Raw genomic sequence first — 22,007 nt, 5'->3', positions numbered from 1 at the left:
CGAACTCTTAAAAGGAAACCCAACCGGCATCGCGGGCAGGAGGTTTGCCGTCGATAAGCACCGAATCGAACTTTTCCTTCGACACCGTACCGATAGCGCGGAACCCCGTCGGAGGCTCCCCCGGCGTCGAACCGATCAGTGTATGGTCCTCCCCTCCGGTGAGCACCCACTCCCACGGGTCGATGCCCAGGTATTCACCAGCGGCAATCTGCAACTCATCGGGCGCAATAGCACTGCTGTCAACTTCCAAAGTAACCCTGGAGGCCTGCGCAATAGCGCGGAGATCCACCACCAGTCCATCGGAATTGTCCGTCAGTGAACGCACACCTGTGGCTCGCGCCGTGGCACCCCTGCGATATTCAAATTCGGGCGTACAGTGTGCTGCCACCAGCTGCGCAAACTCACTCGGAACCTTTGCCGGGCTTCCGCAGTGCTGCAGCAGCGCAAGGCCCGCAGCAGAGTAGCCGATGCGTCCCGACGCAATCACCGTATCCCCCGCGCGTGCCGCTGAGCGCAGCAGCGGCCGCCCAAGCCCACCGAGTTCGCCCATCGCACTGATGGAAATCACCAGAGAATCTCCGCTGACCATGTCACCACCGACGAGCTCCGCCGGACATTGCTTGCCTTCCTGCCACAACCCCTCGGCGATACCGGTGACCACACTCACCGGAGTATGCAACGGTGCTGAGATGGCGAAAAGCATGGCCGTTGGACGCGCACCCATCGATTCGATATCGGCGAAGTTCTGTACTGCGGCCTTAGCTCCAACTTGCTGAGGTGTCGACCAGTCCAGGCGGAAATGGCGCCCTTCCACCAACATGTCGGTGGAAGTGACAAAACGGGCGTTGGGGGTTGTCTGTGTCAAGACGGCGGCATCGTCGCCATTGCGTGCCGACGGGGCGATAGCCCGGATGGCCTCAATGACCCCAAACTCGCCAATATCGCCAATGGTCAATTCAGTCACAGTGTCGAGTCACATTCCTAATAGTCGATGGTTAACCGTTAATAGCGGAACCCGTCTCGGTATTGCCCCCAACCAATTGGAGTTGGTACCGGACAACGTAGAATCAGGCCCATGGTAGACGCACCCCCATCGGGAGAAACAGTTCAGTCCAAGGGTAGCCGGACACGCGCGGGCATCGCACTCGCTATCGCCATTATCTCTATCCTCGGCATCATTTTTGCCGCAAAGATTTACCAGGATAATCAGGCGACAAAGCCAGTCGCGATTTCCAACCCGGAGCTCCCCGCCAATGACTCGCCCGAGTGTGCGGAACTGCTCGACCGACTGCCAGATCGCGCCGCAGGTCTGGTTCGCGCCGACATTGCAGAGCCAGCTCCAGAAGGTGCCGCTGTGTACCGAAACTTGGAACAAGACCGCATCACGCTGCGCTGTGGCGCGAACGTACCTAGCCAGTACAACGAACTGGCTAAGACCGAAGAGGTCAAGGGCATTTCGTGGCTGCGTGTTGTCGACAGTACCGACGAGTCTTTGGCGACTTGGTTCACCGTCGGGCGCGAACCGGTTGTTGCAATTACCGCCGAAGGAAATGCAGAGGCGGAGGATGCCCTGAGTGACCTCGCCGAGGCGCTGCGCCCGGACTCCGCGTACAAGAACAAGCCGGAGCGCGGCGGCGTCCCACTGGTAGAACTGGCAGCTCCGGAAGCTGATAGGCGCTGCAGCGGCTTGGAGGCTGCCCTCCCCCGCGAGCTTGGCAACCGTCACCGTCTGAGCACAGAGGAAATGCCGGCTGACATGCCGAAGGACATGGTCATTTGGGGCGGCACCCCAGCCGATCCGGTGGTGCTGCGCTGTGGTGTCGACGAGCCGGCTGGCTATAGCACCACCACGCAGCAGCTGACGCAGGTTGGCGACATTGTCTGGTTCAACGAACCAACGCTTTCCTCCGGTACCTCCGCCACCTGGTACGCCATGGGCCGGGAGCGCTTCGTCGCCGTTGAAATGCCGATGTCGGAGGCCAGCTCACTGATGCCGGTGCTCTCCTCGGTCATCGCGGACAACCTGGAGAACATCTCGCCGAGCGAAGAAAAGTAAGAACCAACTTCTATCGACGAGCTACTAGCGCCCGCTCAATCAGGGCGCTGAGCAGCTCCTCGTAGGCAACACCGGAAGCCGCAAACATCTGCGGGTACATCGAAATCGGGGTAAAGCCCGGCATGGTGTTGACCTCATTGATAATCGGGCCATTATCCGTGACAAAAAAGTCCACGCGAGTCAGCCCATCAGAGCCTAGTGCCCTGAACGCCCGACGAGCATCCGTGTCCAGTGCCTTCAAAACATCCTCCGGCAGCTCAGCCGGGATCTGCGCCGAGACGACATCATCCAAGTACTTGGTCTCAAAACCGTAGAAGCCCTCGTCGGAGTCCTCCGTGCCACGCAGCAGGGACGGGACAGAGACCTGAAGGCTGCCGTCAGCGCGCTGCAGCACGCCAATCTCCACCTCGGCGCCGTCTACACCGGCCTCTACAATGACCTTCCAGTCGTGCTCTCGGGCCAGCTCTACCGCCGCATCCAGATTCGCCCAATCATCCACGCGGGAAATGCCAATCGACGATCCACCACGGGCAGGTTTAACGAACACCGGCAGGCCAAGGGTCTCCTTGTCCTCGTCGGAAAGCGACTCGCCAACATGCAAAACAACCTGCTTGCCAATAGGAAGCCCCGCTGCCTGCAAGAGATTCTTCGTGCGTTCCTTATCCATTCCCGCAGCGGAAGCGAGCACGCCCGGGCCGACATAAGCAATGCCGGAAAGCTCAAAGAGCCCCTGAATCGTGCCGTCCTCGCCGTGCGGACCGTGGAGGACCGGGAAGATAACGTCGACGGTGTCGAAAACCTCGCCGGCGCGATCACCGGTGACGAAGCGGAATTCACCGCGGCGTGACGGCGAGGTGCTCAGCGCAACCTCCTCGCCCGGGATGACCTCAGGCATCGTACGCCCCTGAGTGCGCAGCGTATCCGTCTCACGCGTCCCGACGGTCCAGACACCATCCTTGGTAATACCAATGGGAACCACTCGGAAGCGGTCTTCATCCAGGTGATCCATAATTGCGCCGGCCGAGACACAGGAAACACTGTGTTCAGGGCTTGCGCCGCCGTAGATGACGGCGACGGAAATGCGATCTGCAGACGAGCTATTCGACGAAGTCATGGTGACTAAGTTTAGCCCCGACCTCGTTTAAGTGGTTACTCCGACTTGCGGCTGCGCCCCATCAGCTTGCGAATTGTCTCATCGACCTTCGCGCCTTCGTGGCAGACGGCGTAAACGGCCTCAGTAATTGGCATTTCCACGCCATTGCGACGAGCGAGGTCACGGACCGAGATTGAAGAAATCACACCCTCAGCCACCTGACCGCGCGTAGCGTGCTGCGCCTGCTCCATCGTGTCACCGCGACCGAGACGATCGCCGAAGGTACGGTTACGCGACAGCGGCGAGGAACAAGTGGCCACCAAGTCACCGAGGCCCGCCAATCCCGCGAAAGTCTTATCTTCTGCACCAACCGCGTCGCCCAGACGCGTGATTTCCGCCAAGCCACGGGTGATAATGGTTGCCAGCGTGTTCTCACCCAATCCTTGACCAGCGGCCATACCGCAGGCCAACGCAATGACGTTCTTGCAGGCACCGCCGATTTCGCAGCCGATCACATCGGTGTTGGTGTACGGGCGGAAGTAATTAGTGGCAACTGCCGCCTGAATCATCTTGGCGTTGTTCTCATCGGCGCAAGCAATCACCGTTGCCGCTGGCTGCTCCATCGCAACTTCGCGGGCGAGGTTCGGGCCGGACAGCACCGCAATACGCTCTGCTGGCAGGTCTGTGACCTCCGCAATGACCTCACTCATGCGCAGATGTGTCTCGCGCTCCACACCCTTGGCCAGGCTGAGCAGAATCGTCTCCGGCCCGATGAAGTCCTTCCAGACCTTGAGGTTGTCACGCAGAGTCTGCGAGGGCACGCCCAGCACCACCACATCCGCGCCCTTCAGCGCGGCCTCTGCATCCGAGGTGGCTTCGATGTTGCGCGGCAGCCCCAGACCAGGCAGGTAGTCGTGGTTTTCGCGGCTGATCTCAATACGCTGTGCCTGCTCCGCACGTCGCGACCACAGCCGTACAGGATTGCCCGCATCAGCAAAAACCTTGGCGAGCGTCGTGCCCCACGAGCCCGCACCCATCACTGAAACCTGCACCATCGCCGCGACCTTCCTCCGTTAGTCTCTAATCTCCAACAAGTCTAGCGAGACGTTCTCACACTGCGATACTAAACTAGGTCGGCGACAAAGGATTGAAAGGGAATTCACGATGATGCACGAAGAGGACAAGGACCTCAAGGGCGATACCTCCGTGACCGGTCGCCTGCGCCAGATTCCAACGAAGCCAGGTCAGGATGTCACCAAGCCGACCTTCGCGGCCGGCGCGGTTCTATGGCGCGGCGATGTCCACAACCCTGAAATCTGCGTGATTCACCGTCCCTCCTACGACGACTGGTCGCTGCCGAAAGGCAAGCTCGACGCCGGCGAGAACCTCATTGCCACCGCCGTCCGCGAAATCTGGGAAGAGACCGGTTACCGCGTCCGTCTGGGCAAGCTCGTCGGCAACGTCTCTTACCCTGTCGCCGGACGCACGAAGCTGGTCTGGTACTGGACCGCTGAGGTTCTAGACGGCGAATTCGAACAGAACTCCGAGGTCAACGAGCTTCGTTGGGTCTCCTGGGACGAAGCCGAGGAGCTGCTGTCCTACGACCTCGACCGCGACGTGCTGGTCAAGGCCCGCAAGCGCATGAACAAGGAACCGGACACCCGTCTCATTCTGGTTCGCCATGGGCGTGCGCACCGTCGCACCAACTGGAACGGCAATGATGCACTGCGGCCACTGGATAAGAAGGGACGTCGTCAAGCGGAACTGCTCGTCTCTGCCCTGGAAGGCTTCCGCCCCGAGCGGGTCTACTCCGCCGAGCCCGTGCGTTGCCAGGACACCGTCGCGCCACTCGCCGCAGAGCTGGGCATGCAGGTCACAGTCGACGAACGGCTTGGCGACGAGCACTGGATTGCCAACCAGGTGGAGTCCAAGAAGGCCTTCGAGGACATTGTCGCGCTCGGCGGAGTCAGCGTGATCTGCTCTCAGGGCATCACCATCCCAGACCTACTTGCCGCCTGGTCCGCTGAGGGCACCCTGCCATTCGACGAGGAAATCTTGTGCAAGAAGGGCTCTGCCTGGGTGCTGGGCTTCAACGACGGTGTGATGACCACGGCTGATTACTACGCCTCGGCGCTGCCGGTGAAGTAGCCCCTACAACCTCGGATCCATCGGCTCTGACTCCAGCGCCAACACGCCGAAGACAGGGACGTGGATTCGATGCAGAGGCTCGCCCGCCGCTAGACGTTCCAGCGACTCAATGCCGAGGGCATACTCGCGCAGCGCTGAGGACTGCTTGTGCTGCAGATTTCGCCGCTTCAACTGCTCTTGACGCTGCGGGTGCAGGTAGTCATGCCCATAGATCATGCGCAGATACTCCCGCCCCCGCACCTTCATACCGGGCTGCACCTGGCGGTCCACTGCCGCGTTTTCCATTGGCTTGACGACGGCCCCCTCCCCGCCCGACTCTGTCAGTTGCAACCACCACTGCGATGCGGCCTCCACCTGTTCCGGGTCACTGGGGTCGAGGACGAAGCAGCGCGTCTGCTGGTAGATCTCACTGTCAGCTGCTACCAGCTGGTTCGCGATATCCAAGTGCCATGAGTGCGGCTTGTGGTGCCAGGTGGCATCCTCACTTGCCAGCACTTGGAAGGGTGCGAACTGAATCTTGTTGTCGCTGTCGACATAGCGGTTGTAAGCAGCGCGGAACTTCTCGAGTTCGTCCAGAGTCTGTTCTGGAGCGGGACCGCCGACCTCTACTCCCCTATCGGTTGCCGCCTGCAGAGCGACCGCGAGCTGTCTGGCAGCACCAATACCGGCGGCAGCGGTGGGTGCATAGATGTCGTCGATAAGCCCTTGTGCCTTGAGATTCCAAGGCAACATTTCACCGTCGAGCAGGACCCAGTCGCCGAATTGATCGAAAAGCCCGGCGCGCTCTGCGGCCTTGGTCATTTCGTCGAGTGCTGGATTCTTACCTTCGAAGAAGGCGCGTCCGGTACGGGTATATGCGTAGGTGCTAGCACCGAAACGGGTCTTTGCCCCTGGCCGGATCAGGCAGAGCACAGCTCGGGAACCCATGTGCTTCTCCTGACAAATGACCTGGTCAGTGTGCGCTGCGTAGTAGCGGAATGCCTCCTCCGGGTGTTCCAGGAATCCCTCTCGCTGCGAGGTCGGCGCCGGTGACATTGTCGGTGGCAGGTACGGAATTTTCTCCGGCGCGAGCGTAAAACGACTAATTGTTTCCAGCGCTGCAGCCGCGCGGTCACTATCAATGCGGATGCGGCCATGGCGCCCAGTCTGGATACCATCGACATCCAACACGTCAGTGATGCGCAGCTCGGACTCCGTGCGATTGGTGGTCTTGCGGGATGGGGCCTCCCACCAGGTGTGCTTTGCATCAACCTGCACAGTCTCTAGCTCGGGATAGCGCAGCGCAGAGAGCTTGCCGCCAAACACGCAACCAGTGTCGATGCACATGGTGTTATTGACCCAGCGCAGACGGTCCGCTTCCATGTGGCCATAGACCACACGGGCGGAACCGCGGTAGTCCGCTGCCCAATCCAAACGTTCTGGCAGGCCATTTTCATCACGCTTGCCAGTAGTCGCACCGTAGAGCGCGAACTCGCGGACCTTGCCGGAGGCCCTGCCATGGAGGTGCTCAGGCAGTCCCGCGTGGGCTACGACCAGGGCGCCGTCATCCAGCACATAGTGCACCGGCAAGTGGTCGATGAAGTCGCGGACGTCCTTCCGGAATTCCTCACTTTCGTCGGCGAGCTGAGTGAGCGTTTCGGCCAGCCCGTGGCCCGTGGTGACGTTGTGGCCGTCGAGGGCGCGCACCAACTTAGAGTCGTGGTTTCCGGGCACGCAGAGAGCATTGCCGTCCGAGACCATCCCCATGACCAGCTTCAAGACGGCTGGGCTATTGGGGCCGCGGTCAACGAGGTCACCAACGAAAATGGCCTTGCGGCCATCTGGGTGATGAGCATTGCTGCCATCCGCCGAGAGCTCGTAGCCGAGCTTCTCCAGCAGTGCGGTCAGCTCGTCGAAGCAACCGTGGACATCGCCGATGATGTCGAAAGGGCCGTGGAGATCGCTGCGATCGACCTTCAGCGGCACACGTTCAATGGTGACGTTGTCGATTTCCTCCGCGGAATTCAAGATGAAAACGTTGTGAATCTTCTCGCGCTTCAGGTGCTTGAGCCCTCGGCGCAGGTCACGGTGCTGGCGCTCCAACACCTCTACTCCGAAGTTGCGGTCAGTGCGCTGCCTGTGCCGCTCCTTCACCTCCGCCAACGGAAGATTCAAAACGATAGCAGCACTGAGCGCATGGTGTCTGCGCGCCAGCTTCACGAGCCGGGCGCGGTCCTGCGGTTTCACATTCGTCGCATCGACCACGGTGAGTAAGCCTGCTTCCAGCCGCTTGCCGACGATCGTCTCCAGCAGCTCAAAAGCAGGCGCCGTCGCCGCCTGGTCATTCGGATCGTTGGAAACAATGCCGCGACAGGTATCCGAGGAAACGACCTCAAATGGACCAAAGTGTCGTGCCGCAAAGGTCGACTTTCCAGCACCGGAGACACCGACCAGCATGACCAAGCTGAGGTTAGGAAGTGAGATGGTACTCATAATTAGCTCTCCTCTGCTCCGGTGAAGTCGTAGGAAAAGACCGCCATTTCTGTCGGTTGTCCATAGGTTTCGTGCACGTCCCCAATACCGTCGAAGTCCACCAGATAACCGAACTTCTCAGCCACGCCCTTCGCCCACTGTCGAAACTCCACGCGACTAAACTCGAAACGGTGATCCAGGTGTCGGAACTGCCCGGGCGCTAGGTTTGGATAGCACGCGTTATAGTCGCTGTTCGGCGTGGTGACGATGACGTACTGTGGCCGGGCTGCTCCAAAGACGTTGTTCTCCAACGCGGGCAGTCGGTCGGCATCAACATGCTCGATGACCTCCATCAGGATCGCCACGTCCATGTTCGCGATGCGCTCATCGGCATAGGTAACCGAGGATTGGAAAAGCTCAACCCGCGCGGCTTGGCGCTCCGGCATACGATCTAGGTTCAGCGCCTTGTGCGCCTTACGAAGCTCCCCCACAGAAACATCGGTACCAACGATCTGCGCGATTCGCGGATTCTCCAGCATCGGCCCCAGCAACACGCCGGAACCACAGCCGATGTCCACAACGCTGCGCGGGCGCAGGCTAAATACCTCACGCAGGACCCGCTCTTGACGCTGTCGATTTAGTGGGTTGGCTGGCTGGTCACCGCTGAACAGTTCGATTGCACCGGCTTCCCCGGCTTCCCCAGCAAGCTTCACGACGGCCTCGTTGACCAGGCCTTTTTGATCCGCAAGGTAGCGCCCCAGGATTCTCTCCCGCTGTGGGTGCTCCGGTAGCCAGTCCTGCGCACGCGCGGCGAGCTTGTCGATTTCCCGGTCATCGACCCAATAGTGTTTCCCACCGTCGAGGACAGGAAGCAGAATATACAGGTGATTGAGCAAATCGCGGACGGTTGCTCTACCCGAAAGCGTTACCGTCGGTGAGAACTTCTGCCCGGCAACATTGTTCGAAAAATCGCAGGCAACGTTCCACCCCAGCGGCTCGAACAGAGCGCGAATCTCTTCCTCGGTGCCGGGTACCGCGGCGACCGTCGCGGTGAGGTCGCTTGGCACTTCGTCGTAAGGCGAGGGCTTCTCCATGACCATCGCTGTGGAGAAGACGGACTTCAGCGCCACTGTCATAATCGATGACGCGGCCCATTGCCGGTCATTGATGTAGCCGGTCAGATTGAACGTATCAGCGCGGTACTGCTTGAGTTTCAGCAGCTCGTCGCGGTCAATATCAACCCAGAGAACTGCCGTGCATTCGGCATCGGTAGCCGTGGGGAAAAAGACTCTGGCAACACCGAACTTTAACTCGGACTCATGCACGCGATCGGGATGCTTTCGCAAAATAAATCCCAAATCGCGTGCCGATTCAGCAGGCGAAGATTCACCGAGCCGAGAGTGTTTAGTGATTGCCAGATACATACGGCAAGTCTAACGCCTACCGCGGATTGGACTAGAGCATTTTTTGACCTACAGCGTCTTCGGCTTGTGGGCCGGACGACTCTCCTCGTAGGTCACAATGTCCGCTTCGTTGCGCAGAGTCAGGGAGACGTCGTCAAGCCCTTCCATCAGACGCCAGCGGGTGTAGTCGTCCACCTCGAACGGGAAGACCTGCTCACCTGCCTCGACGGTGCGGGTCTCCAGGTTGACGGTGAGCTCCATGCCGGGGTTAGCTTCCAGCAGCTTCCACAGCAGCTCGACATCGGACTGCTGCATCTGTGCGGCGAGCAGCCCCGCCTTGCCGGCATTGCCACGGAAGATATCGGCGAAGCGGGAGGAGATGACGACGCGGAAACCGTAGTCCATCAGTGCCCACACGGCGTGCTCACGGGAAGAACCGGTACCGAAGTCCGGCCCTGCTACGAGGACGGAGCCCTTTGCGTACTCCGGGCGGTTGAGCACAAAGTCGGACTCATTGTTGCGCCAGTTGCTGAACAGGCCATCCTCGAATCCGGTGCGGGTGACGCGCTTTAGGTAGACGGCCGGGATGATCTGGTCGGTGTCGACGTTGGATCGCTGCAGGGGAACGCCGACGCCGGTGTGAGTATCAAACTTTTCCATGGTGAAAGGTCCTTAGAAGTTCTGCTTGGGTCTGTTGTACAAAGATCGGCGGTTAGAGTCAGTTAGAGATCAGCCGGTGCTGCGAAGTGACCGGCGACGGCAGTGGCTGCGGCGACAGCCGGGCTGACCAGGTGGGTACGACCACCCTTGCCCTGACGGCCCTCGAAGTTGCGGTTGGAGGTCGAAGCGCAACGCTGGCCCGGGGTCAGCTGATCCGGGTTCATGCCCAGGCACATGGAGCAGCCCGGCATACGCCATTCAGCGCCTGCCTCTTCGAAGATCTTGCCCAGTCCCTCTTCCTCAGCCTGCGCACGGACCTTTGCGGAGCCCGGCACGATGAGCATCTGGACGCCGTCGGCAACCTTGCGGTCCTTCAGCACGTCGGCGACGGCGCGCATGTCCTCGATGCGGCCGTTGGTGCAGGAACCGACGAAGACCACGTCGACCTTAACGTCGCGCATCGGGGTGCCCGGCTTCAGATCCATGTACTCCAGTGCACGTTCGGCGGCGATGCGGTCGGAGTCCTCAGCGATGAACTCCGGGTCCGGCACGGTCTCACCCAGCGGCACGCCCTGGCCCGGGTTGGTACCCCAGGTAACGAATGGGGTCAGCGCGGAACCGTCGATTTCGACGACCTTGTCGAACTTCGCGTCCTCGTCAGTAACCAGGGACTTCCAGTATGCGACAGCCTCGTCCCACTGCTCGCCCTGCGGCGCGTGCGGGCGCCCCTTCAGGTATTCGAAGGTGGTCTCGTCCGGAGCAATCATGCCGGCGCGGGCACCGGCTTCGATGGACATGTTGCAGATGGTCATGCGAGCTTCCATCGACAGCTTCTCGATGGCCTCGCCGCGGTACTCAATAACGTGGCCCTGGCCGCCACCGGTGCCAATCTTGGCGATAATCGCCAGAATCAAATCCTTGGCGGTAACACCATCCTGCAGTTCGCCGGTGACGTTGACCGCCATGGTCTTGAAAGGCTTCAGCGGCAGAGTCTGGGTAGCCAGAACGTGCTCAACCTCCGAGGTACCGATACCGAAGGCCATGGCGCCGAAAGCACCATGGGTTGCGGTATGTGAGTCACCACAGACGACGGTGGTGCCCGGCTGAGTCAGGCCCAGCTGTGGGCCGACGACGTGCACGATACCCTGCTCGCGGTCGCCCATCGGATGCAGGCGGATACCGAACTCCTCGGCGTTCTTGCGCAGTGTGGCAATCTGGGTACGTGAGGTCGGTTCCTCAATCAGATTGATTTTGCCGCCGGCGACAGTGGTCGGAACGTTGTGGTCCTCGGTTGCGATGGTCAAATCCGGGCGGCGTACCTTGCGCCCTGCCAGACGGAGGCCATCAAAAGCCTGCGGCGAGGTAACCTCGTGGACGAGGTGCAGATCGATATAAATCAAATCTGGTTCGCCGTTGTCGCCTTGCTTGACTACGTGGTCATGCCAGACTTTCTCGGCCAGAGTCTTCGGGCTGGTGTCCGTGGTGCGCATAGTGGGTGAGCCGCCTTCCGGATATATCTCTTTTATCTCAAGGAATGAGATGTTAATATCATGGCATGGGACAGATTAGCACATCCGAGACGCCAGCTCTAAGTGGTATTAAAGTTCTCGACCGTTCGGTACTCATTCTCAAGTCTGTTGCAGAAACTCCACGCACCCTCGCCGAGCTCTGCGACAACACCGGCCTGCCCCGCGCCACCGCCCATCGGCTGGCCACGGCGTTGGAAGTACACCGCCTTGTCACCCGCACTCCGGACGGCCGCTGGACGACGGGCCCCGGCCTCACCGAGATCACGCCTGTCACAACCGACCTGCTTGCCGACGCCGCAGCGCACATCCTGCCGAAGCTAGTAGAGGTAACCGGAGAGTCCGTGCAGCTCTACCGTCTCACCGGCGATACCCGCACCTGTATTGCCTCCATGGAGCCCGCCACCGGACTGCGCAACACCGTGCCAGTTGGCTCTCGCATGCCGCTAACCGCCGGCTCCGCCGCACGTGTTCTCCTGGCCTTTGGCCCGGCCAACCTCGCTGAGCGAATGCTTCCCGACGCCGACTTCAACCAACAGGACCTCGACGACTGCCGACGTCTCGGCTGGTCCGAGTCCATGGGTGAGCGCGACCCCGCACTTGCCTCCGTCTCCGCCCCGGTTTTCGACAGCAACCAGCGCATGATTGCAGTCCTATCCGTCTCCGGCCCCGTGGAGCGCATGACTCCGTCGCCCTACGAATGCTGGGGCGCAAAGGTTCTCGGCGCCGCTGAAGAGATGAGCTCCCGACTGTAATGCCCGCTTACCGTCACCTTGTCCTTCTTCTGTCCATGTTCGCGGCGGTCGGTTCGTCCGTCGTTCACATGGGTGTGCCTTTTCTCATCCCATCCCTACAGGAAAACGGCTTAAGCCTCTCCGCCGCCGGCCTCGTCGCAGCAATGCCGGCGGCCGGTATTGTCTTCACGCTCATCGCCTGGGGCTGGTTTGTCGACCGCTATGGCGAACGCGCAGCTCTGTTCGCCGGCCTGACCTCTACTGCCTTAACGACGGGGCTTGCGGCGCTAGCTTCGTCGTCAAGCCCGGCTCTGCTCGGGGCCACGCTCTTTCTCGCCGGGTGTGCGGCGGCGAGCGTGAATTCGGCATCCGGCCGCGTGGTGTCGGGCTGGTACCCACCGCATCAGCGCGGCACTGCGATGGGCATTCGCCAAATGGCTCAGCCCCTCGGCGCTGCACTATCAGCGGTAACCCTGCACCCTCTCGCGCAGAATTACAGCATCGGAGTCGCACTCGCGATGCCCGCAATCCTGTGCGCCGTGCTGGCGTTGCTTGTACTGATAGGCGTGAAGAATCCCCCTCGCCCTGATGCCTCGAACCCCACCGTCACGGCCAGCCCCTACCGGGACGGCAAGTACCTCGTGCGCATCCACATCGCCTCGGCGCTGCTGTCCTGGCCGCAGTCGATGATGGGTGCCTACATTCTGGTGTGGTTGCTGTCTGTGGGGTACTCCGATGGCACGGCGGGCACAATTGTGATGGTCTCGCAGCTGCTCGGTGCCGGATCGCGAGCACTGATGGGTGTGGTCTCTGACCGAGTGCGATCTCGCATCCGCCCCTACCGCTGGGTCTCGGGTGCGACCTTTGTTTTGGCTGTCGCAATGATGATTGCCAGCTGGGCTGATTGGCGCACGCTTGGAACTTTGCTGGTCTGCGCACTGGCCGTTGCTGTGGTCAGCCCGAATGGACTCGCCTTCACCGCAGTTGCTGAATACGCAGGTCCCTTCTGGTCCGGACGCGCTATGGGTACGCAGAACACGTTCCAGAACATTATCTACGCTGCAACGCCTCCGGTTTCGGGTGCGATTGTGGCCGCTGCGGGCTTCCCCGCGCTGTTTGCCGTCACGGCTCTGTTCCCCGCCGCCGCGCTGGGTATTGCGCCACGAGAAGACCAGAACCGCCACGGGCGGGTGCGGGTCGAGCTTGACTAGCTAGCTCCGCATCCACCAACCAAATCGAGCCACGCACGCTACCCAGTGCACAGCCAATAGACACAGCAGTCCGGCACTAACGGCGTACAGCCACTGCGCGCCGATAGTGTCACCCAGGTTGTGCGTACCAAGACTCAGAGTGCCCACGGGGAAGGTTGCACCCCACCAACCAGGGCTGTATCCCGCCCAACGGATCACGGCGCGGGTGAATCGTCGTAAAGCAATGGCGGCGAGGAAGACACCGACAATGAGCACGGTGGTACCGTAAGCGACAGCGAAGGTTCGGTTGAAAAGCAGCTGGGCAGCGGCCGTGGACTGACCGACCAATCCGAGCGGAATCCAGGCAGTACCGGCGATGGAATCGGGGATACGCATGGTGCCGGAGAACAGCGCGACGTAGCAGCGTACGAAAACCGGCAGAACCGTAATCAGCGCCATCCAAAAGAGTATTTGTGCGCAGACCTGATAGAACGTGCCGTAGTCAACGCTCAGCTGCGCGCCGCTTGTCGCCGCCACCATCGGGGCGACCAGTGCAAGGCCCCACTGAAAAGTCGGCTCGCCTTCGAATCCTCGCAGTTGACGAAGACTGACGTAGATTGCCAGCGGCGCACCGATCCACCAGGACATCAGCTGCCACGATGAGTTACTAGCTAGCGCAGTCGCAGCACTACCGAGAGCCATGATGCCCATCGAGAGCATGCCCCACGGCGCCATCAGCTTCGAGTGGAAAGGCGGGTTTCGAAGGCGCAGCCAACCGACCACTATGAAACCGAGAATGCCACCTGCCACGACGAGAAGCAGTTCCGGAACCACCGGCACATCATGAATGTGCGTAAGCGTGGCGAAGATGGAGGTGCCCATCAGCGATCCTGCCCACGCAGGCCCGGCGGGCGCAAGCACATCACTGCAAGGAGAGTTGGTCATGCCCATACCGTATTTGTTCTTGCTGCGGTCACCGCTATCACGAAACTCTGTGAGGGGTACCATTGACGCATGTACCCCTCCGCTGTGGCCGAACTCGAAGCACTTTTCACCGTCGCCCGTGCGGGGTCGATCTCGAAGGCCGCGCGTGAGCTCGGCACCAACCAGCAGACCATGTCCGCACGCATCGCACGGGCGGAAAGAGCGCTGGGAATCACCGTCTTCGAACGCTCCCCTTACGGCGTCTCACCTACAGAAACAGGGCAAGTGCTTATCGACGCCCTCCCAGATCTCCTCGCCGCCTGCCACAGATTTTCGGGCATTGCCGCCAGCTTGCGTTCCGACAATGTTCCCCGCCACCTCACCCTTGCGGTGTCCAACACTGTCGCTGAGCTCTACTACCCCGGCTGGGCCGCAGAGTTCCACCGGCAACATCCCGCAGTCAAACTTTCGATGGTGCAGGCAAACTCCCGTGAGGTGCGGCAACTAGTAGCCGACAGTGCGGTGGACTTCGGGCTGGTAGAGGGCGAGGCTGGTCGGCACGACCTCGAAGAACGAATCATCGGCACCGACGAATTGGTCCTCGCCGTGCCGACTGGCCATCCGTGGGCTGAGCGGGCCGAGATATCCGCCGAGGAACTGCGCGCGACGCCACTCGTTATTCGCGAACCGGGTTCCGGCAGCCGACAGGTGGTGGAAGATGCACTGGGCACTCTCACCGAACCCGCCGGAGAATTTGGCTCCCTTTCAGCACAGCGCGCTGGAATGATTGCGCTGGCAGCGCCAACAATCATCGCCCGCGGCGCAATTCGCGATCAGGTAACGCTCGGGCGCATCGTCATCGTTCCCACCGACACCGTTTTTACTCGCAACCTCAGCGTGGTTATGCGTCGTGGCAGTAAAGCTAGTGGGGACATTTCGGAATTTATCCGCATTGCTAGTCCTATACTTAGCAAGCATGAGCAATTCGAATGATGAACTCTTTTCCTCCGACCGCTACGATGCCGGTATCCAAATCCGCCGCGAGGTAATGGGCGACGAATTCGTCGATGCCGCCCTCGCCCGCAATGCTGGCTCCGACGGAGAGACCCTGCAGAAGCACATCACCGCCACAGTCTGGGGTTCTGTCTGGAGCCGCGAAGGGCTGGCCAAGCGCGATCGCTCTCTGCTCAACATTGGAATGCTCGTCGCTCTGCGAGCCACCGAGGAACTGCGCGGCCACATCAAGGGCGCCCTCGCCAACGGTCTGACCCGCACCGAGATCACCGAAGCCATCGTCCACGCTTCCGGTTACTGCGGCGCACCGGCCGCACTGTCCGCAATGAAGGTCGCGCAGGAAGTGCTCGTTGCCGAGCTCGGCCCGCTTGACGACGACGATCAGTAGGCAGCCCACGGGCTCTCAGGCCCTGGCCTCCGCATTAGTACATCAGTGATGCGGCGCAGCAGCCACGACAATGGCAGGGCGATGGCTGTGGTGACAATTGCCACTGCCAACATCGAGCCCTGGAAGGTCTGATAACCCATCAAGCTCATTACCCAGTCCATGACCAACACGTGGACGAGGAAGAACTCGTAGGAGACCTCCCCCAACCACATCAAGGCTGGATGACGAAGCCACCTTACCTCCGTACCCAGCGCAATCGGGGCCACGAATGCGCCTGCGGACAAGCCATACAGCGTGGTCTTCCACAACGCCTGGTCGACATCATCCGGCACCAAGGTTGCTGGCCCCACGTGAGTGGTTGTGGATAGGAAAAACAGGACTAGCGCTATCAGCCAGCTGGCCGCCAAATTAACGCGCCAGCCAACTTTTCGCCCGTAGGCCAGCAGCATTCCGATGGCGAACCAGTCGAAATACGCCATCGGCCACAGCCGTGCCACTACCGGCAGCAGGTTTTCCTGGTGCGATAGCACAGTCCAGACCGGGCCAATGAGGCCAAAACCAATAATGATGGCCAACGTTGGACCAGGCCGTAGCCGCCCCTTTGTGATCGTCCAGATGCCAAGCCCCACCAGCGGCAATACCAAGTAGAAGCCGACTTCCACCACCATCGACCACATCTGCGACAAGCCCGGTGAATCCAGCCGAATTGGAGCGTCTGGGTAAACGACATCGTGCGCAACCAGCCCTGTAGCCCTCCACCCGATGGTGGCGGGTCATCTGCGGCATGAATGAGGAATGCCGCAGTAACCACAATCCAGTAGGCCGGCAGAACTCTCTTCGCGCGACTGGTGAAGTACTTCCGCAAGTCCGGTCGATTCGCAGGGACGTCGTCAGGCGAACCGAGCCAACGCCCTGTGAGCAGAAACGCACTGAGCACGAAGAAGATGGTGACGCCAATTTCGAATCGACCGTTGAGACGCCCCCACCAATCGTCCGTGTAATGTCCAGTCCAGAACGCGGCATGCGTAAGCAGGACACCGAACGCACCGATGGCTCGAATGCTGGTCAGCTCCGGAACGTAGGAGGACTTGGCCGAATTCATGCCAATATTTTATGACTGCAAACTACTTGGCGTGCTCGTTTTGGCACAAGCCCGGTCTACAAAATCTTGCTACCTCAGTACACACCCCGGAAACTGTTCTGTGACCAGCGAGGTTCAAATATTGATGCGGAAGGTCTGGTTCCCCTACCGTGCTCAGCAATCCTATCCAGCTAGCGGGGGCATTGTCCCAATCGCGAGTTGGAAATAAAAGTCGAAGTGCTTCTGCTTCTCGTAGAAGCGGAGGAAACACTCATGCTGAAAGCGGGTTACTTTTTGGGTATCCGTATGTCTATATACGGTAACGGGAATTGGGTTCTTGCCGTTTTTAAGACAGATCTAGACGATCATCATGTGAAGAAAGATTATGGTTTTTCCCATATTTTCTCTCGATAAGAACCATCGCTTCGAGAATTTTTACGATAACTCTATTAGTCGAGATGGAAGCGCATTTTTCTTCAGCTCGTCTTAGCTCTGGAAGGGTAGACTTTATCCATACTTTTGCTGCTGGAGCATTGTCTATCTCTTCTTCACGGAGAACTGACTCCAGGATGTCAATGACATCGTGGAGCGACAAGTCCGTTTCAGGAGGAAATTTTGCCATTGCATCTCTCCAGAGTTCGTGTTTCTTTAATGGTGAACCTAGTTGAGGGAAAAGCATGAAGAGAATAGCAGTTGCATCTATCGCTTCCTTTTTTCGCTGTGTTTTGGCCTAAGCGGAGTTGCTGCGGCATCGCCTTCTGCCGAAACAGCAAATGGCATGGCTGCCACTACTCTAGCCGGGAATGACCTATACGGAAGAGTAATCAGTGTGCACTTATCAGCGAACGACTGTGAGACGGCTAAGTTTCGGTACTGGCTTGTAACCGATGCATTTGGCTCAGTTACGTGCATCCCAGACCCTAATAACGATGGAGATTGGTTACTCATCACTACGTAAGCACGTTATACGCGTTATACGCGAGATTCTTCACTCGCGTATCTATGAACTGTGCCAACGAAGTACCCAGTTTCCTGTGCTATCGCTCGGATGGTTAGGCTCCTGGCACGTAGCTCGCGTACGCGTTGGCGTTTTTCAACTGCTCGAGCGAGATAGCTCGCTCTTGGCTCGCTTGTACAATTAGAAATTGCACGGGTAAATACTCCGGTTTTTCAGCAAGTTCCCGAACTGACCACCCCTTTCGTGGATAACCCGGATATCTATTTCTTGGATCCCTACTCATGGCCAGCCTCAATCCATTTGTCGGTTTCAGCTCTTCTTCCTTGACGTTTGCTACGAGATTCTCTCCCTCGTGCGCTTTGGATGGTGCTAAAGGTTTCTTCGTAGATTGCTGAGCCGTCTGCTCACATGCGTGAGCGGTTGACGATCCATCAGTGGATAGATCGGGCAATCTGGTCGACTTCGCGTGTGGAAAGTGGTCCGCTGAAGAGTTCTGGTTCATGGATTGCGCTGCGGTTTGGATAGCGAGACCAAGCCCATCGGGGTCGCCGAGGTGGTGGCGGATTTCGAGATAGGCTCAGGTGCGTGCTGATTCGAATAGTGCGCAGTTGCGGCCTAGCCCGACCAGATTTTGCAGCGGGTTTTCTTCCAGGACTTCGGTGGCATGAAGCCGGTTTCGGTCAGCCAGAAGGCTAGTTCATCAAGTGTGTAGAGTTCGACAGCGCTCAGAATATACTGCGCAAATGCGTGCACCGGCTGCAATCTCAGAGTCGAAGGTCGGACAAGAAGTACTCCTCGCTGAGCTCAGCTCATTTGAAGACAGCAATGAGTAGTGAGTCCACGGACTCGTAAGTTGACCTTCACATGCACGGTGCTACAGAAAAATCATCCGTGAAATTCACCGTCGGGGAACGCGTCAGCCCACGTGCTTTCATCCCTGCCAAGCGCATCAATAATCTTTTCAATGAGCCCGGCATGAGCCTTGATGTCGAGCGCAGGTGGATCCGGCATCGTAATACAGTCTCTCGGATTGAACGTATCGAGATACTTCTCAGCCCACGAGATCCACGGGCTGTCAGGCTCAATTCGCTTCACATATTCGAGATAGGAACACACCGCTTCAAACTTTTTTAACTCCTGAGAGCGCTGATACAACGCGTTGAAATAGAAATCCTTCGCGACAGTCTTCGCAGCGATTGGCTTAGCGAACTCATATTGCTTCGCTCGGAGCGCCCTCTCTCTGCCCGCAATCTCATAATCTGTCTTCTTCCAGAATTCTCGAATTTGATGCCACTTGAAATAGGCCTCAATGCCGTCGGCAAACGCTTCTGAGTTCTTCTTCGAATCACGAGCGGACATCCCTCGAAATTCAAGGACAAGTTGACCATTCGGGATTTTTTCCCAGAAGCGCCTCATCTTTTCGCCCTCGTGCCAACGGTTGTGATAATCGATTTCATCTTGTGTTGGCTCACGCTGCACACGGTTATATCTCTCGCGGAACTTGAGATCTTGAAGATCGAAATCAAAGCCGAGCTTAACTGCACGAAGCACTTTCTCTTTAGACCATGAGTCGTACCAAGTCTCTAGTTCTATCCGGCCACCGTTCAGTTCAATCTCTGTGAAGAGCACATGCAAAACTCGCTTAATCCGCAATTGCACATCGGAACTAAACTGCCTCTTGTAGTATCCAAACGCTTCGACAGCTTTCTTATTGTATTTCGCCACGCGTTTATCGCCACGTAAAATCTCCCTCCACCCAACCAGTTTCATTGGCTCAATAGAGATAACAGCGGCCTTGAATCGGGGCTTCTCCTGGCCATATACGTAGGTACTTCCTGCGTAGTCAAAAACGTGGCCATCTTCCAACCAAGACCTATCACGGGATAGTTTCGCCGCCGCCGGTAACCAGAAGTCGCGAATCTCACCGGCCGAGGCCACGATTGTGAAAACGTCGAGGTCTGACTCTCCAATACCATGGCGTATTCGAGCCATGTAAGGAGTTAAATCAACTTCAGGCTCGTCGGGTTTTGGCGTTGGTTTTGGTTTTCTCAATGTGGAGGGTACCGGTGGCTCCTTCGCCGCCGTGTTCTTCCGCCGCTTCTTATTGACTACAAGCGCTTCGGTACCGGCGTAAACCCTCTCACCACGTTTTGTAGCTACAGCCTTCCACTTATCACCGTGACCTGAAATCTTGACTAACTTGTGCCCCTCTAGCATGCGCGCTGTATTCTTATAAAATTCATGCGGAGGGTCACCGGCGCAACCATCCACGATCCATCCAAGAATCTTCTTCTGTCTGCTGGTTAGCTCTTTCGCAGCCATACCTCTATTGTCACCCACCCCAATAGCAGCGAAAAAGAGTTTCTTGCTGCTAACCCTGTAATTGTCATGGAATAGGGTTGAAGGACATTTGAAAAGGCAAAATCCCGATTCGCATTCAGCCGAATCGGGATCCCGTGTCGCAAATTCCGTTTTCATGAACTGTCTAGGTCAGAAAAGCGAAACTGCCACTTTGTACCCCGTACGGGATTTGAACCCGTGTTACCGCCGTGAGAGGGCGGCGTCCTAGGCCGCTAGACGAACGGGGCTTAGAACTTTTCATCCGCGCGCTGCGGACTTGTTAAACAATACACTAGACGTGGATAGTAACTGCAAATCCGCAGGTTAAGGCATTAAATCCCTAGCGTTTTCGCATTGTTGGCCAGCTCGTTTGCAAGCTCCGCTTCATCCATTTTTCGCAAGGCCGCAACCTCGGCGACAGTTTCCCGCAACGCAGCGACTACCTCTGCAGCGACCGCTTCCACCGCGTCACCGCTTCCAGGCTCGCGCGGAAGGTCTGTCTCCAGCAAGAGCCTATCGACGGGCACCTGCGACACATAGGCCCGTCCGCGTTTGGTCCGCAACATGAGCGGATTGACGGAGATGTAGCCACCGGCTCGGATAAGCCTGGTCAGCTCATCGTTGGTGCCACCGAAACGGTGAAAGATGGGCACGAGATTCTGACCGAGCCCTACCCCTTTGCCGGAGTCCAAGCGTGGTTCCAGCAGATCAAGCACCGTATCGGCGCTGCGGACTGTGTGAATGGACAGGATATGCGGCTGGCTCGAAGCTTGGACAGCATCGAGGATGCCGGTGAGGACATGGATTTGAGTCTCGGCGGGAACGTCGTCAAGCCTGCGGGGCGCGAAGTCCAAGCCAATCTCACCGACGAAACGGGTGTGTGGAAGGGCCTCGCGAAATATCTCAAGCTCGCGCTCGTAGTTGCCGTCGATATACCACGGGTGATAGCCGACTGCGGCCATGGGGAGATTTTCGCGCTCTAGCTCGACAAATCCGGAGGGGCGGACTGTCTGCGCGATGATCTCCACGCCTTCCTGCGCAATATCGGCTTTGAAGCACTCGCGCGAAGCCGGTGGCAGGAAATCGTAGTGAAAGTGGGTATCGATGAGCCGCATCATTTTTCCGTTGGTGGCTGGTTTTCGTCGGCCGGACCGCCGATGCGCGGGGCCAGCGGGGTTTCCTCGAACCCGAGCAGACGGCGAATGACCTTTCCGGCCAGCATCTGCCCCATGATTGGCGGTATGTAGCTCATGGTACCGAGGGTTTCCGCCTTGGTACCGCTGCCCTTGTCCGCAATTCTCACTGGCTCTTCGGATGAGTACAGCACCTCAAGACCGCGAATGCGTCGGCGGATACACACCTGACGGACGACCTTCGCCAGCGGACAGACCTTTGTCTTATTGATTTTCGAGAAGGTCAGCCGAGCTGGGTCGAGCTTATTTCCGCCGCCCATAGCGGAAATGAGGTGGACACGATTTTCCGCGCACCACTGCGCGATCTCAATCTTGCCGGTGACATCGTCGATAGCGTCGATGATGTAATCCGGACGCGGGAACTGCTCGAAGGTCTCCGCCAGGTTTTCGCGTGTGAGAAAAATCTGGCGGGCATAGGTCGTACAATCCGGGTTGATATCGGCAACCATCGCCTCCATGACCTCGGCTTTGACCCGGCCAATCGTGGAGACAAAAGCCAGCGCCTGACGGTTGAGATTGCTCGGCTCTACGACATCGCCGTCGATCAAGATGAGGTTGCCCACGCCGCCTCGGGCGAGAGCTTCGGCACAACTCGACCCCACGCCTCCGAGTCCGACAACCATGACGGTAGATTCAGCCAACGTTTCTAGCCCCTCCTCCCCTAGGAGAAGCTTCAGTCGTGCGAAACGTTCACTGGTCATAGTCGCCCCTGGTCATAGTCGCCTCGATGCTTAAAAAACAAAAACTCCCCAGCCGACTGACTGGGGAGTAACTTTGTACCCCGTACGGGATTTGAACCCGTGTTACCGCCGTGAGAGGGCGGCGTCCTAGGCCGCTAGACGAACGGG

At 58.7% G+C, this 22,007-nt stretch carries 18 protein-coding genes, 2 tRNA genes and 1 pseudogene; 6 read left to right on the top strand and 15 right to left on the bottom strand.

Annotated features, from left to right (window positions below):
• Window positions 1-7 precede the first annotated feature (7 nt).
• Window positions 8-964 carry a thiamine-phosphate kinase gene (locus QP977_RS05750; RefSeq protein ID WP_049171566.1) on the bottom strand — a complete coding sequence of 319 codons (957 nt, stop codon included), beginning with the start codon at window positions 962-964 and terminating at the stop codon, window positions 8-10.
• 111 nt (window positions 965-1,075) lie between these two features.
• On the opposite strand from QP977_RS05750, the gene QP977_RS05745 reads away from it, so the two are divergent.
• Entirely contained in the window at window positions 1,076-2,056 is a 981-nt protein-coding gene (locus QP977_RS05745) for a DUF3515 domain-containing protein (RefSeq protein WP_048735456.1), read from the top strand.
• 10 nt (window positions 2,057-2,066) lie between these two features.
• Here the strand turns inward: QP977_RS05745 and QP977_RS05740 are convergent, their stop codons facing one another.
• Entirely contained in the window at window positions 2,067-3,170 is a 1,104-nt protein-coding gene (locus tag QP977_RS05740; protein WP_049171570.1) for a D-alanine--D-alanine ligase family protein, read from the bottom strand.
• A gap of 35 nt (window positions 3,171-3,205) precedes the next feature.
• A complete protein-coding gene (locus tag QP977_RS05735; RefSeq protein WP_049171574.1) occupies window positions 3,206-4,204 on the bottom strand; it encodes an NAD(P)H-dependent glycerol-3-phosphate dehydrogenase in 999 nt (332 codons plus the stop codon).
• Between the two features lie 112 nt (window positions 4,205-4,316).
• On the opposite strand from QP977_RS05735, the gene QP977_RS05730 reads away from it, so the two are divergent.
• Window positions 4,317-5,297 carry an NUDIX hydrolase gene (locus QP977_RS05730; protein ID WP_187269737.1) on the top strand — a complete coding sequence of 327 codons (981 nt, stop codon included), beginning with the start codon at window positions 4,317-4,319 and terminating at the stop codon, window positions 5,295-5,297.
• 3 nt (window positions 5,298-5,300) lie between these two features.
• Here QP977_RS05730 and QP977_RS05725 read toward each other — a convergent pair whose 3' ends face one another.
• The 4 genes from QP977_RS05725 to leuC form a co-directional block, all read right to left on the bottom strand.
• Window positions 5,301-7,769 (bottom strand): polynucleotide kinase-phosphatase, encoded by a 2,469-nt coding sequence (locus QP977_RS05725; protein WP_070827374.1) that lies wholly within the window; start codon window positions 7,767-7,769, stop codon window positions 5,301-5,303.
• A 2-nt stretch (window positions 7,770-7,771) separates the two neighbouring features.
• Window positions 7,772-9,172, bottom strand: coding sequence for a 3' terminal RNA ribose 2'-O-methyltransferase Hen1 (locus tag QP977_RS05720; protein WP_048735444.1), 1,401 nt, complete (start codon window positions 9,170-9,172; stop codon window positions 7,772-7,774).
• A 48-nt stretch (window positions 9,173-9,220) separates the two neighbouring features.
• Window positions 9,221-9,811, bottom strand: coding sequence for a 3-isopropylmalate dehydratase small subunit (gene leuD, locus QP977_RS05715; RefSeq protein ID WP_048735441.1), 591 nt, complete (start codon window positions 9,809-9,811; stop codon window positions 9,221-9,223).
• 62 nt (window positions 9,812-9,873) lie between these two features.
• Window positions 9,874-11,301, bottom strand: a complete 1,428-nt coding sequence (gene leuC, locus QP977_RS05710) for a 3-isopropylmalate dehydratase large subunit (protein WP_284847203.1) — start codon at window positions 11,299-11,301, stop codon at window positions 9,874-9,876.
• Between the two features lie 65 nt (window positions 11,302-11,366).
• On the opposite strand from leuC, the gene QP977_RS05705 reads away from it, so the two are divergent.
• Window positions 11,367-12,092, top strand: a complete 726-nt coding sequence (locus tag QP977_RS05705) for an IclR family transcriptional regulator (RefSeq protein ID WP_070827378.1) — start codon at window positions 11,367-11,369, stop codon at window positions 12,090-12,092.
• Window positions 12,092-13,282 carry an MFS transporter gene (locus QP977_RS05700; RefSeq protein WP_187400480.1) on the top strand — a complete coding sequence of 397 codons (1,191 nt, stop codon included), beginning with the start codon at window positions 12,092-12,094 and terminating at the stop codon, window positions 13,280-13,282. Before QP977_RS05705 ends, QP977_RS05700 begins: the two co-directional genes overlap by 1 nt.
• Here QP977_RS05700 and QP977_RS05695 read toward each other — a convergent pair whose 3' ends face one another.
• Entirely contained in the window at window positions 13,283-14,206 is a 924-nt protein-coding gene (locus tag QP977_RS05695; RefSeq protein WP_284847202.1) for a TDT family transporter, read from the bottom strand.
• A 69-nt stretch (window positions 14,207-14,275) separates the two neighbouring features.
• Here QP977_RS05695 and QP977_RS05690 point away from each other — a divergent pair, with 69 nt between their 5' ends.
• Both QP977_RS05690 and QP977_RS05685 read left to right on the top strand, forming a co-directional pair.
• Window positions 14,276-15,178: a LysR family transcriptional regulator gene (locus QP977_RS05690; protein WP_049171594.1), complete on the top strand. Its 903-nt coding sequence runs from the start codon at window positions 14,276-14,278 to the stop codon at window positions 15,176-15,178.
• Window positions 15,162-15,587: a carboxymuconolactone decarboxylase family protein gene (locus QP977_RS05685; protein ID WP_049171597.1), complete on the top strand. Its 426-nt coding sequence runs from the start codon at window positions 15,162-15,164 to the stop codon at window positions 15,585-15,587. Before QP977_RS05690 ends, QP977_RS05685 begins: the two co-directional genes overlap by 17 nt.
• On the opposite strand, the pseudogene QP977_RS05680 reads toward QP977_RS05685, so the two are convergent.
• From QP977_RS05680 to QP977_RS05645, 7 genes and pseudogenes are all read right to left on the bottom strand, one after another.
• A pseudogene (locus tag QP977_RS05680) lies at window positions 15,581-16,620 on the bottom strand (acyltransferase family protein). The gene QP977_RS05685 and the pseudogene QP977_RS05680 overlap by 7 nt on opposite strands.
• A gap of 394 nt (window positions 16,621-17,014) precedes the next feature.
• Complete coding sequence (locus QP977_RS05670; RefSeq protein WP_126107984.1) at window positions 17,015-17,347, bottom strand: hypothetical protein; 333 nt, start codon at window positions 17,345-17,347, stop codon at window positions 17,015-17,017.
• A 1,164-nt stretch (window positions 17,348-18,511) separates the two neighbouring features.
• Window positions 18,512-19,948 carry a hypothetical protein gene (locus tag QP977_RS05665; RefSeq protein WP_049171601.1) on the bottom strand — a complete coding sequence of 479 codons (1,437 nt, stop codon included), beginning with the start codon at window positions 19,946-19,948 and terminating at the stop codon, window positions 18,512-18,514.
• A 193-nt stretch (window positions 19,949-20,141) separates the two neighbouring features.
• Window positions 20,142-20,214: transfer RNA gene (locus QP977_RS05660), tRNA-Glu, on the bottom strand.
• Window positions 20,215-20,298: 84 nt separating this feature from the next.
• On the bottom strand, window positions 20,299-21,084 hold the full coding sequence (locus QP977_RS05655; RefSeq protein WP_246839560.1) for a TatD family hydrolase: 786 nt from the start codon (window positions 21,082-21,084) through the stop codon (window positions 20,299-20,301).
• The gene (locus QP977_RS05650; RefSeq protein ID WP_048735404.1) at window positions 21,081-21,860 is read right to left on the bottom strand and encodes a tRNA threonylcarbamoyladenosine dehydratase; all 780 of its coding nucleotides are present in this window, start codon (window positions 21,858-21,860) and stop codon (window positions 21,081-21,083) included. Before QP977_RS05650 ends, QP977_RS05655 begins: the two co-directional genes overlap by 4 nt.
• A 76-nt stretch (window positions 21,861-21,936) precedes the next feature.
• Window positions 21,937-22,007, bottom strand: a tRNA-Glu gene (locus QP977_RS05645).

Origin of the sequence: Corynebacterium sp. MSK012, assembly GCF_030232435.1 — a bacterium.
Lineage (GTDB): Bacteria > Actinomycetota > Actinomycetes > Mycobacteriales > Mycobacteriaceae > Corynebacterium > Corynebacterium jeikeium_D.
Note: the sequence above shows the minus strand (reverse complement) of the source record. Positions and strands in the feature narration are given on the sequence as shown.